The organism is Tsukamurella ocularis, from assembly GCF_024807615.1.
GTDB lineage: Bacteria > Actinomycetota > Actinomycetes > Mycobacteriales > Mycobacteriaceae > Tsukamurella > Tsukamurella ocularis.
On the sequence record NZ_JANUCJ010000001.1, the window covers coordinates 727,724 to 743,840 of the forward strand.

14 protein-coding genes, 1 tRNA gene and 1 other RNA gene are annotated in these 16,117 nt (G+C 70.8%); 2 read left to right on the plus strand and 14 right to left on the minus strand.

What is annotated here, in order from left to right; all coding sequences use genetic code 11:
* Positions 1-7: 7 nt before the first annotated feature.
* The 7 genes from HNP44_RS03635 to ffs form a co-directional block, all read right to left on the minus strand.
* Positions 8-2,341 (minus strand): DNA polymerase III subunit gamma and tau, encoded by a 2,334-nt coding sequence (locus HNP44_RS03635; protein ID WP_259141413.1) that lies wholly within the window; start codon positions 2,339-2,341, stop codon positions 8-10.
* An 89-nt stretch (positions 2,342-2,430) separates the two neighbouring features.
* Positions 2,431-3,015, minus strand: a complete 585-nt coding sequence (locus HNP44_RS03640; RefSeq protein WP_259141412.1) for a hypothetical protein — start codon at positions 3,013-3,015, stop codon at positions 2,431-2,433.
* Between the two features lie 128 nt (positions 3,016-3,143).
* Entirely contained in the window at positions 3,144-4,613 is a 1,470-nt protein-coding gene (gene phoA / locus HNP44_RS03645; RefSeq protein WP_259141411.1) for an alkaline phosphatase, read from the minus strand.
* Positions 4,614-4,678: 65 nt separating this feature from the next.
* The gene (locus HNP44_RS03650) at positions 4,679-5,902 is read right to left on the minus strand and encodes a threonine/serine exporter family protein (RefSeq protein WP_259141410.1); all 1,224 of its coding nucleotides are present in this window, start codon (positions 5,900-5,902) and stop codon (positions 4,679-4,681) included.
* Entirely contained in the window at positions 5,892-7,196 is a 1,305-nt protein-coding gene (locus tag HNP44_RS03655; RefSeq protein ID WP_259141409.1) for a glycosyltransferase 87 family protein, read from the minus strand. The genes HNP44_RS03650 and HNP44_RS03655 overlap by 11 nt, the downstream gene beginning before the upstream one ends.
* A gap of 30 nt (positions 7,197-7,226) precedes the next feature.
* Positions 7,227-8,513, minus strand: a complete 1,287-nt coding sequence (locus HNP44_RS03660) for an aminotransferase class I/II-fold pyridoxal phosphate-dependent enzyme (protein ID WP_259141408.1) — start codon at positions 8,511-8,513, stop codon at positions 7,227-7,229.
* Between the two features lie 34 nt (positions 8,514-8,547).
* Positions 8,548-8,642, minus strand: an RNA gene (gene ffs, locus HNP44_RS03665) — signal recognition particle sRNA small type.
* Positions 8,643-8,703: 61 nt separating this feature from the next.
* On the opposite strand from ffs, the gene HNP44_RS03670 reads away from it, so the two are divergent.
* Positions 8,704-8,792, plus strand: a tRNA-Ser gene (locus HNP44_RS03670).
* Positions 8,793-8,833: 41 nt separating this feature from the next.
* On the opposite strand, the gene HNP44_RS03675 is transcribed toward HNP44_RS03670, so the two are convergent.
* Complete coding sequence (locus HNP44_RS03675; RefSeq protein WP_259141407.1) at positions 8,834-9,013, minus strand: hypothetical protein; 180 nt, start codon at positions 9,011-9,013, stop codon at positions 8,834-8,836.
* A 153-nt stretch (positions 9,014-9,166) separates the two neighbouring features.
* Here HNP44_RS03675 and HNP44_RS03680 point away from each other — a divergent pair, with 153 nt between their 5' ends.
* The gene (locus HNP44_RS03680; protein ID WP_259141406.1) at positions 9,167-10,702 is read left to right on the plus strand and encodes a PE-PPE domain-containing protein; all 1,536 of its coding nucleotides are present in this window, start codon (positions 9,167-9,169) and stop codon (positions 10,700-10,702) included.
* A 4-nt stretch (positions 10,703-10,706) separates the two neighbouring features.
* Here HNP44_RS03680 and HNP44_RS03685 read toward each other — a convergent pair whose 3' ends face one another.
* The 6 genes from HNP44_RS03685 to HNP44_RS03710 form a co-directional block, all read right to left on the minus strand.
* Positions 10,707-11,348: an SRPBCC family protein gene (locus HNP44_RS03685; protein WP_259141405.1), complete on the minus strand. Its 642-nt coding sequence runs from the start codon at positions 11,346-11,348 to the stop codon at positions 10,707-10,709.
* Entirely contained in the window at positions 11,345-11,695 is a 351-nt protein-coding gene (locus HNP44_RS03690; protein ID WP_259141697.1) for an ArsR/SmtB family transcription factor, read from the minus strand. The genes HNP44_RS03685 and HNP44_RS03690 overlap by 4 nt, the downstream gene beginning before the upstream one ends.
* Before the next feature lie 73 nt (positions 11,696-11,768).
* Entirely contained in the window at positions 11,769-13,292 is a 1,524-nt protein-coding gene (locus HNP44_RS03695) for an esterase-like activity of phytase family protein (protein ID WP_259141404.1), read from the minus strand.
* A gap of 49 nt (positions 13,293-13,341) precedes the next feature.
* A complete protein-coding gene (locus HNP44_RS03700; RefSeq protein ID WP_259141403.1) occupies positions 13,342-14,430 on the minus strand; it encodes a DNA polymerase domain-containing protein in 1,089 nt (362 codons plus the stop codon).
* On the minus strand, positions 14,430-15,458 hold the full coding sequence (locus HNP44_RS03705) for an ATP-dependent DNA ligase (protein ID WP_259141402.1): 1,029 nt from the start codon (positions 15,456-15,458) through the stop codon (positions 14,430-14,432). The genes HNP44_RS03700 and HNP44_RS03705 overlap by 1 nt, the downstream gene beginning before the upstream one ends.
* 80 nt (positions 15,459-15,538) lie before the next feature.
* On the minus strand, positions 15,539-16,075 hold the full coding sequence (locus HNP44_RS03710) for a DinB family protein (protein WP_259141401.1): 537 nt from the start codon (positions 16,073-16,075) through the stop codon (positions 15,539-15,541).
* Positions 16,076-16,117: the final 42 nt, after the last annotated feature.

The following is a 16,117-nucleotide window of genomic DNA, read 5'->3' on the forward strand; positions in this document are numbered from 1 at the left end:
GCCCCGATCAGATGGGGCGGGCGCCGAGTTCGTTCTTGAGGAGCTCCAAGGCGATCTCGTCCGGGTCGCGGCGGGGGGCAGTAGTGCCGCCCGAAACGGCGTCCTCCCGGTGCGCCGCGTCGATCATCTCCTCCTCGGAGATCTCCTCGACCGGCGCCGGCTCGGGGTCCGGCTCGGGCGGGAGCGGGATGTCGTCGTGGTGCGATGGCGCGCGGTTCTCCCGGCCCGCCGGGCGCGGGTCCGGCCGCTGATCGCCTGCGCGGCTCCGCCGCTCGAAGGTGGGCGGCGCCTTGCGCGGCTCGCCCGACGGACGCTGCTGCTGTGCCGGCGCCGCGGAGGCGCCTTGCGGGCGGGCGCTGCCATCACCGACCTCCACGTTCCACTGCGTCCCGAAGACCTCGCGGACGGCGTCGCGCAGGTTGCCCACGTGCTGTTGATCGCTGAACCTGCTCAGGAGCGCGGGGATCGGCAGCGCGAGATGCAGGACGTCGCCGGCGAGGCCGAGCACCTGGACGTTCGGCATCAGCGCGAACGTCACCGTGCTGCGGTCCTTGACGGCCCGCAGGACCTTGGGCCACGCCGTGCGGACCTCGTCCACGGACGGGCCCGACGGTGCCTGCGCCGCGGGGGCGACGGGCGCGGGCTCCGGCGCCGTAGCGGTCTCGGGTGCCGGAGGCGCAGGAGTAGGCGTCGGCTCAGCGGTAGCCGGCGGCACCGGCTCGGCCGCAACTGCCTGCGGGGCGGGCTCCGCGGCGCGCTCCGGCGCGACGGGGTCCGCGAGACGCGGAGGCGCAACAGCTTCCGGGTCCGGCTCGGGCCGGTGCAGTACGGGCTCGGATTCGACGGCGTGCGCGGGATCGGCCGTAGCGGCGGGCTCCGGCTCAGCCGCGACGGCGGGCTCCTGCTCAGCCGGAGTGGACGGCGGCGCGGGCTCCGCAGGCGCGGCGACCGCGGCGGGCGCGACCGGTTCCGGGGCGACGGGCTCCGGCGCAGACGGTGCCGCCGGAGCAGGTGCAGACGCAGCGACCGGCGCCGACTCGGCCGGAGCCTCCGCCTGCCGCTGGCTCGGCCGGACGAAGCGGGACGGCGGACCGTCGGACGGCGGCGTGCTGCCAGTGGCAGGGCCCGGCGCACCCGGGACCGCGGCGGTCGCCGGCACGGAGGGCGCGGCACCGTCGACGGGCGCGCCCGCGGGGCGACGCTCCAGCGCCTCGATGCGCTGGAGCAGGGCGGCCTGCGAATCGTCCGCGGCGGGGAGCAGCATGCGCGCGCACATGACCTCGAGCAGCAGGCGCGGCGAGGTGGCGCCGCGCATCTCGGCGAGCGAGGCGTGCGTGACCTCGGCGCAGCGCGTGAGGGTGGCGAGGCCGAGCTTCGCCGCCTCCCCGCGCATGGTCTCGAGCACGTCCTCCGGCACGTCGATGAGGCCGCGGTCGGCGGCGTCGGGGACGGTGTGCAGGAGGATCAGGTCGCGGAGGCGCTCCAGCAGGTCGGTGGCGAAGCGGCGGGGGTCGTGCCCGGCCTCCATCACCTTCTCGACGGCGCCGAAGAGCGCCGCGCCGTCGGCGGCGGCCAGCGCGTCGACCGCGGCGTCGATGAGCGCGGTGTCGGTGACCCCGAGCAGGCCGAGGGCGCGCTGGTAGGTGACGCCCTCCGGCCCGGCGCCGGCGAGCAGCTGATCCATGATCGACAGCGAGTCACGCGGCGAGCCACCGCCGGCGCGGATGACCAGCGGATACACCTGGGGCTCGACCGTAACGTGCTCGGCGCCCGTGATCTTCTCCAGTAGCGGCCGCATCACGTTGGGCGCGAGCAGCCGGAACGGGTAGTGATGCGTGCGGGAGCGGATGGTGGTGAGGACCTTCTCCGGCTCCGTGGTGGCGAAGATGAAGATGAGGTGCTCCGGCGGCTCCTCCACGATCTTCAGCAGCGCGTTGAAGCCCTGCGGGGTGACCATGTGCGCCTCGTCGACGATGAAGACGCGGTAGCGCGACTCGGCAGGGGCGTAGAAGGCGCGGTCGCGCAGCTCACGAGCGTCGTCCACGCCGCCGTGGCTGGCGGCGTCCATCTCGGTGACGTCGAGGTTGCCGGGCCCGCCCGGCGCGAGCGCGACGCAGGAGTTGCAGACGCCGCACGGCGTGCTGGTGGGACCCTGCTCGCAGTTCAAGGAGCGGGCCAGGATGCGGGCCGACGAGGTCTTGCCGCAGCCACGGGGGCCGGAGAACAGGTACGCGTGGTTCACGCGGCCCGAATCGAGCGCGGTGCTCAGCGGCTCGGTGACGTGCTCCTGCCCCACGACCTCGGCGAACGTCGCTGGACGGTACTTGCGGTAGAGAGCCACGGTGCCAGGCTACCGGCAGGGTCCGACAGCGTCGCAGCTCGCTCCGACCCCGTCCGCGCGCCCGGCGTGCGCCACGGGACGGGGATCCGTCACGGCCGCTTCTCCCCCTGCGGCGGGATCGCCGAGAACTGGCCCGACGGGTGCGGCGGGTCGACCGGGAACTGGCCCGTCGGATGGGGCGGCACCGCGGGGAACTGCCCCGTCGGGTACGGGAGCGGCGGCGCGAACCGCCCCGGTCCGGGACCCGGGATCGGCGGCGGGAGCGGGCGGCCCCCGCCGAGCCGGTCGGCGAAGGAGAGCGCGAGAAGCATGCACAGCGCGACGAACAGCACCAGGACATAGGCCGGGTGCACCTGCACCGCGACGAGCCCCAGCAGCATGAGCACACCCCAGATGCAGCAGCTGGCGACGCGGGCCGGAAGCGACCCGCGCGCGACGAAGACCGCGAGCCCGATGAGCGGCACGAACAAGAGCGCCACCTGGATCAGTGTGGGCGCCAGCAGGATGAACATCATCCCGCCGAGACCCAGGTCGTTCTCGTAGTCGCTCCCCATCGACGAGTACGACGCCATCCACCAGATGACCAGCCCCACCAGGGTCAGGGCGGCCATGACCGCCTGGATCAGTGCGAGCGCGCGGTGGATGCGCGGAACCGGTACTGCGTTCGGATACATGTGGGCCCTCCCCCTCGACGTTTGCGTCTGCACCCACGGTAGCGGGCGCACCGTCGGCGGAGAAGGGCGAAAGCCGAGCTCGGCGGCCCGGGAACCGATCCGGGCCGCCGCTCAACGGACTACTACTTCTACTTCTTGTCGCGGTCCAGGCCGAGAACATCCGTGATGTAGAAGAACGGGTCGGTCTGGTCGGTGAGCCCCACGACGTTCGCGGAGCCGGGACCGTACGCGGCGATGCGGACCTGGCCGCCGGTGTGCTGCTCCTCGCCCGGCTCGAGTGAGGTGCCGTAGTTGACGGTGAGCAGACCGCCGTCCTTGGTGTTCAGCGTGCGGGTCAGGCCGGGCGTGACGGTGCCCGCCTCGATGATCTGGCTGGTGTGCGCGTGATCGCCGGTCACGATGACGAGGGTGTCCTTGTCCTGCTTGGCGAACTCGAGCGCCGCGGACACCGCCTCGGAGAGCTGGACCGTCTCGCCGATCTGGCCGCAGGGATCGGCGTCGTGGTTGGCCTTGTCGACGGAGCCGGACTCCACCTGGAGGAAGAAGCCCTTGTCGCCCTTGAGCAGGTCGATGGCCTTCTTCGTCATCGACACGAGCTTCGGGGTGGCACCGAAGGCGGGGTTGGGCGCGCAGGTGACGGCGGGCTCCCGACCGCCGTCCTTAGTGGCGGTGGCCTTGTCCCACAGGCGCGGGAGGTTGCCGTCGGCGAAGACGCCGAGCACCGGCTTGTCCTGGTTCGCGGTGGAGATCGCGTCGAGTTCGGAGCCCGACCGCACGATCTGGTAGCCGCGCTCCTTGGCCTGCGCCTCGAGCGTCTTGTCCCGGTACTCGCCGGCGGTCGCGGTCTCCTGGAAGGTCTTCCAGCCGCCGCCGAGGGTGACATCGGCGCGAGCGGCGATCAGCTGCTCGGTGATCGACCCGAGTCCGCCGGTGTCCAGCGCGTCCGAGCTGCACTTCTCCTTGGTGGCGACGGGGCCGTAGCACTTGCGCTGGGCGACGTGCGCAACCTGCACCGCTGGGGTGGCGTCCTGCAGCTCAGTGGTGGTGACGTTGCCGGTCTTGCGGCCGTTGGCCCTGGCGATCTCGAGGATGGAGCGCTGCGGCTTGCCGTTCACGTCGACGCCGACGGCGCCGTTGTAGGTCTTGGTGCCGGTGGACCACGCCGTGCCGGATGCGGCGGAATCAGTGGTGTAGTCGGGCTTCTTCGTCGTCTTGTCCAGCGCGTACGTGGTGTAGTCGCCCGACAGCGGCAGCTCGTCGATGCCGGGGATCTTCCCGCCGGCACCCCACTGGTAGTCCCGTGCGAGGGTGAGCTCCTGGTTGGCGGTGCCGTCGCCGATCACGAGGATCACGTTCTTGGCCGTGGACCGCTGGATGGACTCGGCAATGGCCTGTGTCTGGTCGCCGACGAGGCGCTTGGCGCCACCGTGCGTGGTGATGTCGCCGGCGGCCTGGCGCTTGATCTCCACCCTGGAGGCGGTATCGCCGGACGCACCGGGGCCACCGTCGTTGCTGCCGCACGCGCCGACCACGCCGAGAACCGCCACCGCACTGACGGCCAGCGCCGTCCGGGCCTTACCCCTACCGAGATTCGTCATGACTGCAGCGAAACATGCGCATGTGAACATATCTCCATGCGCGGGTGAACTCCCCGTGATCGCGGCTAGCGAACCCGCTCGGCGCGCCCGATCATCGCCTGCGCGAGCGCCGAGCCGAACAACAGCCCGAGCGCGAGGGCACAGATCACGGCCGCGACGTCCACGACGGTGCGCGCACCCTGTTCAGGATCGATCCCCACCGATGTGACGGAGAGCAGCCCGAGGCTGCCTGGCACGAGCACCCAGAACGCAGGCAGGAAGACCACCAGGCGCGGGAGCTGCGGCCGCACGTAGGCGACCAGCGAGGCACCGAGACTGCCCGCGATCGCCCCGAGGAAGCCGCCGAGCACGGCACCGGAGACGTGCTGCCCGGCGAGCTGCGCCCCGAACGCGGCCGCCACCACCAGGCCGATCGCCGGGAACAGCCGCATCGACGCGCCCTCGTTGAGGCACACGCCCACGCAGATCAGAGCAAGCCCGACAGGCGGCCCCCACCAGCCGAGTTGGTTCACCCGCTCGTTGACCATCAGCTCCGGTCCGACGCCCAGTGCGGTGGTCGCGGCGAGGATGCCGAGCGAGAACATCAGCAACTGGACGGTCCCGAAGGTGAGGCGGGCGCTGCCCGCGACCATCGCACCGGCGGCGAGCTCCGACATCCCTGTCACCATCAGCGCGCCGGGGAGGAGCACCGCGAGCGGCGCGAGGAGGGTGCGCAGCGGACCGTCGAGCCAGCCCGCCTGCGCGGCGGCGAAGACCCCCGCGCCCACCGTGAATGCCGCGATCGTAGGCAGCAGCGTCGCGGCGAGCCGCACCCGCCCGGCGAGCTTGACCAGCAGCATCACGACGACTCCGCCGATCGCCGCGGCCGCGATGTTGGGCCACCCGGGCTGTAGCAGCATCGCGATGCCGATGGCGATCACCGGCCACGAGACGTCCTGCACCCACTGCGGGTAGTGGTGCGGCAGCGAGCGCAGGGTGCCGAGTCGCGCGAAGGCCTCATCGACGGAGAGCGTCCGCGCGACGAGGCCGCGGCGCACGTCGGCGACGACGGCCGACTGGTCGAGCCGCATCGGTCCGTCGACGGACTCGAAAGTGGCGGCAGCCCCCGGCTCGAGGCCCAGCGTGAGCCCGGTGGGGGTCGCGCCGATCTGCGCGAGCGGATGCCCCATCGCGGTGGCGACGCTCTTGAGCTCGTCCTCCACTTCGTGCACGGGCTGGCCGCCCGCGATCATCGCGGCGCCGAGGTAGGCGAGCAGGCGACGGTCGTCGGCGACCCGGTCAGGCTGCACGGCCGGCCGGCTCCACGCTCGCAGGCACAGACCCCTCCGTGCTCCGGAGGTACCAGGCCGACCCGATCAGGGTGGCGACGAAGATCCACACGTAGACCCCGCCCCCCAGGGCCTTGAGCACCGGGTTGCCCACCGGTCGCAGGAAGATGCCGATCGCGTAGGTGTCGTGGACGTCGTCGACGCCCGTCGGCTGCAGCGTCGGGAAGTAGGTGACCCAGATGAAGGTCGCCGCGACGAGCCCGGCCGCCGCGACCAGCGCAGGCACCCGCCGGCGCGGGTCGTCAGTGAGCATCGCCAGGGCGAGGAGGAGAACCAGTAGCGGCACGATCCACACCCAGTGATGCCCCCACGAGAAGGGCGAGACCGCGCAGGCGGTGAGCCCGACGACGGTGACCGCCAGCAGGATCACGCCGCGCCGGTACGCCCACGCCGCGACCGCGAGCCCGGCGAGTGCGGCCGGCACTGCGACCGCGAGCCACAGGACCGTCGACGGCTTCTCGGCGTTGGTCAGGTAGGCGATGAGGCCGTTGATGGACTGGTTGCCGACCTGGTTGGGCTCGCCCACGCGGTTCGCGTCGAGGAACGTGCCGGACCAGTACTTCCACGACTCCTGCGGGATCACGAGGAAGCCGATCACGACGGTGCCGGCCAGGGTGAGCAGGGCGGTGCGGGCCTCGCGCCACTGCCGCGTGACCACGAGGTAGGCGAGGAAGAACAGCGGGGTGAGCTTGATGCCGGCGGCGATGCCGATGCTGAAGCCCTTGAACCGCGACCCCGCGGGCCGGCCGAGGTCCCACAGCAGGAGCAGCATGAGGAAGACGTTGATCTGGCCGAACCACAGCGTGGTGCGGACGGGCTCGAGCACCGTCGCCACCAGCGTCAGGCAGATCGCCGCGAACCACACCCGCCCGTCACGGACGAAGCCGACGAGCCGGAGCGCGATGAGGATGCAGGCGAGCAGCGCGAGCATCACGGCGATCGACCACACCCACCGCAGCACGTCGGTCGACATCCAGCTGAGCGGCACGAAGAGCACGCCGGCGAACGGGGTGTAGGTGAAGGGCAGGATCTCGTTGAGCAGCGGACCGTCGTACAGCCCGTCGCCCCCGTGCGCGACGATCTCGCCGCCCTTGCGGTAGACCTCGGCGTCGATCTGATTGTGGAACAGCCCGTACATCGGCGTGGAGAACGGGATCCGGACGAACTGCTGCCAGACGGCGACGCCCGCGGACACCGCGAAGAGGGCCAGCACCCACCACTGCCGGGGGAACCGCCGGCTGTTCTCGTCCGCCACCGGCGCGATCCTCCTGCTCAGGCGCGGCCCCTATTCGGGCTGCGACATCAGCTTTTCAGCAGAAGCCAAGAGTACACAGGTCGCCACGCCGTCCATTGCGGTCTCAAGCTCCGCGATGGACGGGAAGGTCGGCGCGAGCCGGATGTTGCGGTCGTGCGGATCCTCGCCGTGCGGAAAGGTGGCACCGGCGGCGGTCAGGGCGATGCCCGCCTCCTTCGCCAGCGCGATGGTCCGCTTCGCCGTCCCGTCGAGCACGTCGAGGCTGATGAAGTAGCCGCCCGTGGGCTCGCTCCAGGACGCGACCTTCGCCGCGCCGAGCCGGTCCTCGAGGATCTGAAGGACCCGCGCGAACTTGGGCGCGATGAGGTCGCGGTGCCTGCGCATGTGCGCGCGCACGCCCTCGGCGTCGCCGAAGAAACGGGCGTGCCGCAGCTGGTTCACCTTGTCCGGGCCGATCGAGGTCAGGCCCGTGTACTTGCCGTACCAGGCCAGGTTCTCGGCGGAGGCGCCGAGGAAGCTGACGCCGGCGCCCGCGAAGGTGATCTTCGAGGTGCTGGCCAGCACGTACGGCCGGTTCGGGTGGCCGGCCTCGGCGGCCAGGCCCAGGATGTCGGGGTCCGACGGTGCGTCGCCCACCAGGGCGTGCACGGCGTAGGCGTTGTCCCAGAAGATCCGGAAATCGGGCGCGGCGGTCGGCATCGACGCCAGCTCGCGGGTGACTTCCTCGGAGAACACCGAGCCCGTCGGGTTGGAGAACTTGGGCACGGCCCAGATGCCCTTGATCGCGGGGTCGTTCGCGACGAGCTCCTTGACGACAGCCATGTCGGGGCCGTCCGGGTTGAGCGGCACCACGATCATTTCGATGCCGAACTCGGCGGTGATGGCGAAGTGCCGGTCGTAGCCGGGCGCGGGGCACAGGAACTTCACCGTCTCCTCGGCGCCCCACGGGCGCTCGCCGTCGACGGTGCCGTGGATCCACGCCAGGGTGATCAGGCGGTGCATGATCTCCAGGCTGGAGTTGTTCTGCGCGTACAGGTTCGCGACGGGGATGCCGAGCAGCTCGCCGAAGATGGCGCGCAGCTCGGGCAAGCCGGGGAGGCCGCCGTAGTTGCGGGTGTCCGTGCCGTCGGCGGCGCGGTAGTCGCCCTCGCCGGGCAGTGCTAGCAGCGCGTTCGACAGATCCAGCTGGTCGGGGGCGGGCTTGCCGCGGGTGAGGTCCAGCTTCAGCCCCTGCGCCTTCAGCGTCTCGAACAGCCCCGTCAACTTCGCGTGGACGTCGGCGAGTTCGGACTGACTCAGGGACACGTACGTGGACATCGGATGCGCCTCCGGCGGAATTCGGGTCCGGACATAAAGGGGACTCCGCGCACCCGCCAGAGCCCGTTGACCCTTGCTGCGTTCCCGCCCTGGGGGAGTTCACAGGATGGACGCCGCGCGGAGTCCGTGGACCAGTATACGGGTCCGGCCCCGTTTGGGTCGACGGGGGCCTTCGTCTACAGTGGTCCACGGAGGATTCGCCTAGTGGCCTATGGCGCTCGCCTGGAACGCGGGTTGGGTTAATAGCCCTCAGGGGTTCAAATCCCCTATCCTCCGCCACGGGACGGCCCGTGACCAGCACTGTTGGTCACGGGCCGTTCCTATGCCCGAGGGGAGTCGTCAGTCGTCGAGGCCGAGCGCGGCGTCGGGCGGGCGTCGAAGCCCGTCATGACGACGCAGGCGTCCCCGCCCCTCTGGGACCAGCCGCCGATCCACGACAGCGCGCGGGCCGGGTCGGTGTAGCTGTGGGTGTCGCGCTCGCCGGCGACGTCAGCGGTCACCCTGCCGGCCCCGGCGGGCCCTCCCACGCGACCGCGCAGGTCGGGTGATCGCGGCACCGGACGGCCGCGCGAGCGGGCCTGTTGAGTTCGCAAGCAGGACTGCGCTCGGCATGTGAAACTGTGAGCACCCTGAAGACGAGAGGTCGCACGCACATGCGCAATACCGTCCGCAAGCTCGGCTACGCCGTGGCCGCAGTCCTGATCACCCTCGCGCTCGCCGTGGGGTCGACGTTCGCGTCCGCCCTCGTATGGGCTGCGACGACGGTTCTCGTGGTCCCGGGTACCGGCACCAAGGACCCGTCCACAGTCACCGGCTATCAGGAGAACGCCGTCAACTACTACGTCGCGCCGACCGGCGCCTGCGCAGTGGCGGGCGGGTGCACTGCGACGCCGGTGCCGTACCTCGCAGAATTCTGGCCGATCCCGCTTCCGGGGTGGGGTGGTCTGCAAGGAGCCAAGTGGGACGACTCCGTGGCGAGCGGCGTCGCGAGCCTGAACGCGAAGTACAGTGCAGCAGAGAAGGACTCCCCGATCGTGATTTTCGGGTACTCGCAGGGCGGCACCGTGGTCAGCGCGGTGAAGAAGCAGCTCAGCGACCAGGGTGGCGTGCCCGACAACGTCTCGTTCGTCCTCATCGGCAATGCGAGCCGCCCCAACGGAGGGCTCTTCTCCCGTCCCTCCTTCCTCGGGCACATCCCGTTCCTCGACGTGACTTTCGGCCCCGGCACCCCGACCAACACGGGCACACCGGGAAAGATCAACACCACCGACGTGGCCTTCCAGTACGACGGTGTCACTGACTTCCCGCGCTACCCACTGAACCTGCTCGCCACCGTCAACGCCCTTGCCGGCTTCGGCTACGTCCACGGCAAGTACCTGACTCCCAAGGGGAACGACGTGGCGACGGCTACCCCGATCGGCTACACGACCGAGGAAGTGACCACCGCCGTGGCTGCGGCGACGGAGAACTGCTCGGCAGCAACGTACTGCCAGATCAGCGGGGACACCCGTTACGTCACGCTGCCTGCGAAGATCCTGCCGATCATGCTGCCGCTGCTCGACCTCGGCGCCTTCACGCACACGACCTTCCTCGTCCGGCCCCTGGTCGACCTGGTCTCGCCGATCGCACGCGTCCTTATCGAAACCGGTTACGACCGCCGCGATTACGGCGCAGCGACGCCCTTCGGCCTCTTCCCGTTGATCGACCCCTTCCGGTTCGGATCCGACCTCATCGGTGCCGCTGTACAGGGCGTCGGCGAGGCAGTCACCGGCACTGGCGACGCGTCGAAGTTCCTCGCGCCCAAGCCCACCGCGCCGGCGCCGCCCGACGCGGCGGACACCACCGTGGCGAAGACCCCGGAGCCCTCGGCGCCGCAGACGACGCAGGAGCAGGCGCCGGTGCTGCAGCTCGTGAAGAGCGTGGACCCGAAGACCGCGGAGCCGCAGTCCGATCCGTCCTCGACGACTGCACCGGCTTCGCCGACCGGCACCGTCGGGCCGAGCCAGCAGGCCGGCACGACCGAACCGGTCGCGCCCAGCACGGCGGCGGCGGAGACGAGCGCGGAGGAGACGTCCGCACCGGCCGCGAGCGCGACGGAGAAGACCACGGCGCCGACGGCGACCGAGCCGAAGCCCGAGACGGCGGAGCCCACCGCGGACGAGCCGACGGTGGCGGCGGCCGCGGCCTGAGCGACTACTCGCCCGAGAAGAAGGCGGCGGTGCGCTCGCCCTGCGCGACGGCCTGATCCGCGGGCACGCCGGCGGCGATCGTGGCCTCGGCCCACGCCCCCGCCGCCGCCGCGACGAGGTTCTTGGCTGCAGGGGTTGTGAAGAACGCCTCGGCGTCCTCCGGGCGGTCCTGCCCGGTGGTGAGGAGCGCGTTCAAACCCAGGAACGCGAGGTCCCAGCCGACGCCGGTGGCGCCGGGGCCGAACTGCTCGTAGAAGTCCCGCACGTTCTCGCCCGAGTGGGTGAGCGTGAGACGGGCGCCGTCACCGTCGGGCTCGACGACGACCTCGACCTGCGAGGTGCCGCCCATGATCTCCCAGGAAACGAGGTAGCGGCGCGGGGCGTCGCATTCGAGGACGGTGCCGGCGGCGTTGCCCTCCACCTGGAAGCGGCCGCCCAGGGCGAGCTCGCCGTGGACGGGCGCGAACCAGCGCGGCAGGCGCTCGACGCTGGTCACCGCGTCCCAGAGGTCGGCGACGTCGGTGGGGTAGGTCTGGCTGAGCGAGCCGGCGACGTAGACGTCCCCCTCGCCGCTGTCACGCACTTCGGCGCGCCGGGTGACCGCTGCGGGCTGGGCCGCAGCGAGATCGTCGATGTCGTAGGTCATGATTCGTCCTTCTCGGTAGCCGTTCGGCGCGCCTTCTTGCCGCGCGAGATCTCCGTCCCCAGGGCCCACAGCTTGGGCTCCCAGAAGTGCCGGAACGGGACCAGCCAGTCGTCGACCTCCCGCAGCGGCTCGGACTGCACCGCGTACAGGCGGCGCGTCCCCTCCGGCCGGACGGTGACGAATCCCGATTCCCGCAACACCTTCAGGTGCTGAGAGACCGCGGGCTGGCTGATGCCGAAACGCGCACGCACGTCGTCGCTGAGCTCCCCCGCCGACAGCTCGCCCTGAGCGAGGAGTTCGATCAGGTGGCGGCGGACGGGATCACCGAGGACGTCGAAGGCGTGCACGAGATCGATTATTTCACTCACTGCTTATATAAGTCAAGAGTGAAATAATTTGCGGGAGATCCGCCGGCTCGCGCTACCCGACGGTGACGGTGATCGTGCGCTCGGCGGTGGGCTCGTTCAGCTTGGTGGTGTCGACCTTGAGCACCTCGAGGCTGTCCTGAAGGCCGTTGGCGAGGATCTTCGCCTTGAGTTGGAAGGGCGTCTTCGGGCCGGCGATGCCGGCCAGGCCGAAGTCGCTGTCGTTGGCGATGAACAGCGTCTTGCCGCCGTCGGGCGAGGCGAGGCCCTCCACCTTGTCGTGGCCGAAGAACTTCCCGGCGGGGTTGAGCTTGTCGACCAGCCCGCTGAGGTCGAGGGCCACCGACTTGCGGACCGGGGTGATGCCCGCGCCCTTGAGCGCGGTCTCCGCCTCCGCGGTGCCGGTCACTCCGGCGATCGTCTCGGGGTTCTGCTCGCCGAGCGGGGTCGCGCCGTCGAGGCTGATCCGGTAGATCGTCTTGTTCGCCTTGGGCGCGGCCTTGCCGTCGCGCTCGTCGACGAGGAACTCCGTGTCGGAGATCGCGGTGATCTCGGAGACGGCCTTCTTCGTGTCCTTCGGGTTGTCCAGTAGGTAGGCGAACTGCTGCACGGCTTTGGTGGCGAGGTCGATCACGACGATGCGGGTGACAGGCACCTCCTTCGCGTTACCGCTCAGCCCGGGAACGTTCAAGGCCGACTGCATGATTCCCACGAGCCGCTTACCGTCGGGAGTCATCGTCAGCCCCTCCATGCCCTGGTTGGGCGTGCGGCTACGGAGGACCTCGGGCAGGCCCTTGCCGGGCAGGAGACGCTCGAGCTCCTGGCCGTTGGCGTCGAAGTGGATGAGGAAGGGGCCGTACTCGTCCGAGACCCAGAACGAGCCGTCGGGCAGGGCGACGAGGCCCTCGGAATCGATGCCGTGGTCGGTGGGCGGCAGTTCGGCGCCGTCGAGGTCGAGCATCTTCTCGCCCGTGGGCGCGGCCGTGTCGTTGCGTCCGTTGAGCGGACGGCCGTCGCGGCCCTTGAGGGTGATGACGCTCTGCAGGACCGCGGCGCCGTCCTCGAGCTTGAACCGGCCGATCTGCGGAGTGAAGTCCGGCGTAGCAGCGACCTTCTCGTCCTTGCCCGGGCCGTCGACGTTCGGGCCGCGGTCGGTGAGGCCGTAGAACTCGCCTGGAGCGCCCGGAACCGGCGTCCACGACGAGCCGTAGCCGCTACCGTCGATGGAGACGCCGCCGACGGTGGCGAGCGGCGGGATGTCCGACGAGTACAGCGCGACCGCCGGCGAGACGACGGCCTTCAGCTGCACCGCGCCGGTGAACCCCGCCTTGGGCTTGAAGACGAGGGCGCCGCCCTTCGCCGCCTCGACAGTGCCGTCGGGCGTGGGCTTGACATCGACGACCGCGCCGCCCTGCGCGAGCCCGGCGAGCTGCGCGGCAGTGATGGTCAGCGGCGAGTTCGTGCCGGTCTTGAGGTCGAGCTTCGCGGCGTCCTCACCCCCGCCCGAGGAGCAAGCGGCGAGCGAGCCGCCCGCGAGGACGGCGACGAGGGCAACGGCGAGGCGGCGGTTCGAGCGCATGCCCCTGTGCTTACCAGACCTCCGTGAACCGTGCGTGGACGGTGATCGGCTACTCGATCCGGTTGCCCTCGGCGTCCCAGTGCTCGGCGACCTTCTTGCTGGGCTGCACGCGCGGGGGCTCGCCGGGCATCTTCGGGTAGTCGGGCGGGTAGTTCAGCTCGACGGGGTGCTGCTCCCACAGGTCGAGCAGGGGCGTGAGGTCGTGCGCGACCTCGTCCATGTCGGCCCAGGGGTTCCCGTCGGCGAGGCGCTCGGGCACAGTGAACAGGTTGAGCTCGTGCGGGTCCTTCAACTCGGCCAGCGCATCCCAGGTGAGCGGGGTGGAGACGGTGGCGCCCTGCACGGCGCGCAGCGACCAGGCGGAGGCGATGGTGCGGTCGCGGCTGTTCTGGTTGTAGTCCACGAAGATCCGCTCCCCCCGCTCCTCCTTCCACCATGCGGTAGTGACGCCGCTGTCGCGCTTCTCCAGCTCACGACCGAAGGCGATCGCGGCGTGGCGCACGTCCACGAAGTCCCAGCGCGGCGCGATGCGGATGAAGACGTGCACGCCGCGGTTGCCGGAGGTCTTGCAGTACGCCCGGAGGCCGAGGTCGTCGGCGAGCTCGCGGGCGACGCCCGCGACCCGCACGGCATCGCGGAAGTCGGTGCCGGGCTGGGGATCGAGGTCGATCCGCAACTCGTCGGGGTGGTCGACGTCGGCGCTGCGCACCGGCCACGGATGGAAGGTGATGGTGCCCATCTGCGCGCACCACACCGGGATCGCGATCTCGGAGGGGCACAGCTCGTCGGCGGGGCGGCCGGACGGGAACGCGATGCGCACCGTCTGTGCGTATTCGGGCGCGCCCTTCATCATCCGCTTCTGATAGAAGCCGTCGGCGTCCTTGTCCTGCGGGCCCTGCGCGAGCCGGCCGCCGGGGTGAACGCCGCCGGGCCACCGCTCGAGGGCGGTGGGGCGGTCGCCGATGGCTGCGAGCAGCGGCTCGCCGACGGCCGCGAAGTACTGCGCCACCTGGAGTTTGGAGACCTCGGGCGTGAGGTCGGTGGCGGGGTAGATGATCCGGTCCGGGCTCGACACCCGGACGGGGCGGTCACCGTCGGGCCCGGGGACGATCACCTCGGCTGCCGGGGCCTTCGCCATCACTCACCCTCCTGCAGGACGTCGTCGAGGTCGTAGTTGACGGGGACCTCGAGCTGGTCGTAGCCGCAGCTCGACGGTTCGCGGTCGGGGCGCCAGCGCTTGAACTTGGCGGTGTGCCGCAGGCGCATGCCCTCCATCTGGTCGTAGTCGAACTCGACCACCAGCTCGGGGCGCACGGGCACCCACTCCCCCGTCTTCTCCGGGGTGGCCCAGCGGTTGGGCTCGCCCTGGACGGAGTCGGCGGTGCGCATGGGCTCGAGGAGCTGCAGGTACTCCTCCCGCTTGGCGGCGGTGAAAGCGCCGATGCCGCCGATCGGCAGCAGCTGCCCGTCCTGGTAGAGGCCCAGCAGCACCGATCCGACGGCGTTCGGCTGCGACTTGTGCGGGCGGTAGCCGATGACCACGGCCTCGCCCGTGCGGGCGTGCTTGACCTTGATCATCTCGCGCTTGCCGGGCAGGTAGTGGCCGTCGATCCGCTTGGAGATCACCCCGTCGAGGCCCGCGCCCTCGAACCGCTCGAACCAGTCGGCGGCGGCTTCGGCGTCGGTGGTGACGCGGCTGATCTTGCAGGTCCCGGTGCCGGCGTACGCGGAGACGAGCACCTGGCGGCGCGCGCTGAAGGGCTTGCCGGTGAGGTCGACGTCGGCCATGGCGATCGCGTCGAAGCCGATGAAGATGGCCGGAGTCTCCTCCGAGAGCTTCGTGATGCGCGACTCGGCGGGGTGGATGCGGGCAGAGAGCGACTCCCAGTCGAGCCGCTTGCGGCCCTCGCGGTGCACGGCGACGGCGATCTCCCCGTCGAGTACGCAGCGCTCGGGCAGCTCCGCCCGGGCGGCGGCGACCACCTCGGGGAAGTAGCGGCCGAGGTCCTTGCCGCTGCGCGAGCCGATGAACACCTCGTCGCCGTCGCGGAAGATCAGGGCGCGGAAGCCGTCCCACTTGGGCTCGTGAGAGTAGCCCTCGCCGGGCACCGCCTTCGCGGCCTTGGCGAGCATCGGGTCGAGCGGCGGGTTCACGGGGAGGTCCACGCCTCGATCCTAGGCGCGAGCACCGACGAAACGCCCGAAAGCGGGACCCCGCACCCGCGGGGTCCCGCTGCGGGGATCCGTCAGCCCATGCTCTTCTGGCCGTCGATGGCCTCACGGATGATGTCGGCGTGGCCCGAGTGGTGAGCGGTCTCGGCGGCGACGTGCAGGAACACGCGGCGCACGGTCCAGAACACCCCGGCGGGCTGCCAAGGCGCCTCGGGCAGCTCGTACGAGGCGTCGAGGTCGAGGGTGCGCACCAACTCATCGGTGCGGGCGGCCGCGGCGTCGAAATCGGCGAGGATGCTCGCCAGAGTCTCGCCCTCGGCGATCCGGAACTTGTCCGCCCACTGCGCGAGAACCTCGGGGCTGGGGTTCTCCCAGTCGACGTCCGCATAGGCGTTGTCGGGCTTGGCCTCCGCGAAATCTGCCCAGCTCTTCTCCACCTCTGCGCAATGCTTGATCAGTCCGCCCACGGTCAGCTCGCTGACGGTGCTGCGGGTGTTGGCCTGCTCGTCGGTCAGTCCCTCCGCCGTGTGGCGGAGGAACTGCCGGCGATCGGCGAGGAGGCTGAGGAGGTCGGCGCGTTCTCCGGTGGCTGTCTGCTGTGTCTCGGTCATGAGATAAGACTATTGAGCCAAGTGCCAGTTTCTGTCCTCAAT

Coding starts and splice junctions, on each gene's coding strand:
- HNP44_RS03700 (WP_259141403.1), bottom strand. CDS start 14,430: ATGGCGAAGGCCCCGGCAGCCGAGGTGATCGTCCCCGGGCCCGACGGT.
- HNP44_RS03685 (WP_259141405.1), bottom strand. CDS start 11,348: ATGACCTACGACATCGACGATCTCGCTGCGGCCCAGCCCGCAGCGGTC.
- phoA (WP_259141411.1), bottom strand. CDS start 4,613: ATGACGAATCTCGGTAGGGGTAAGGCCCGGACGGCGCTGGCCGTCAGT.
- HNP44_RS03660 (WP_259141408.1), bottom strand. CDS start 8,513: ATGTCCACGTACGTGTCCCTGAGTCAGTCCGAACTCGCCGACGTCCAC.
- HNP44_RS03695 (WP_259141404.1), bottom strand. CDS start 13,292: ATGCGCTCGAACCGCCGCCTCGCCGTTGCCCTCGTCGCCGTCCTCGCG.
- HNP44_RS03680 (WP_259141406.1), top strand. CDS start 9,167: ATGCGCAATACCGTCCGCAAGCTCGGCTACGCCGTGGCCGCAGTCCTG.
- HNP44_RS03710 (WP_259141401.1), bottom strand. CDS start 16,075: ATGACCGAGACACAGCAGACAGCCACCGGAGAACGCGCCGACCTCCTC.
- HNP44_RS03640 (WP_259141412.1), bottom strand. CDS start 3,015: ATGTATCCGAACGCAGTACCGGTTCCGCGCATCCACCGCGCGCTCGCA.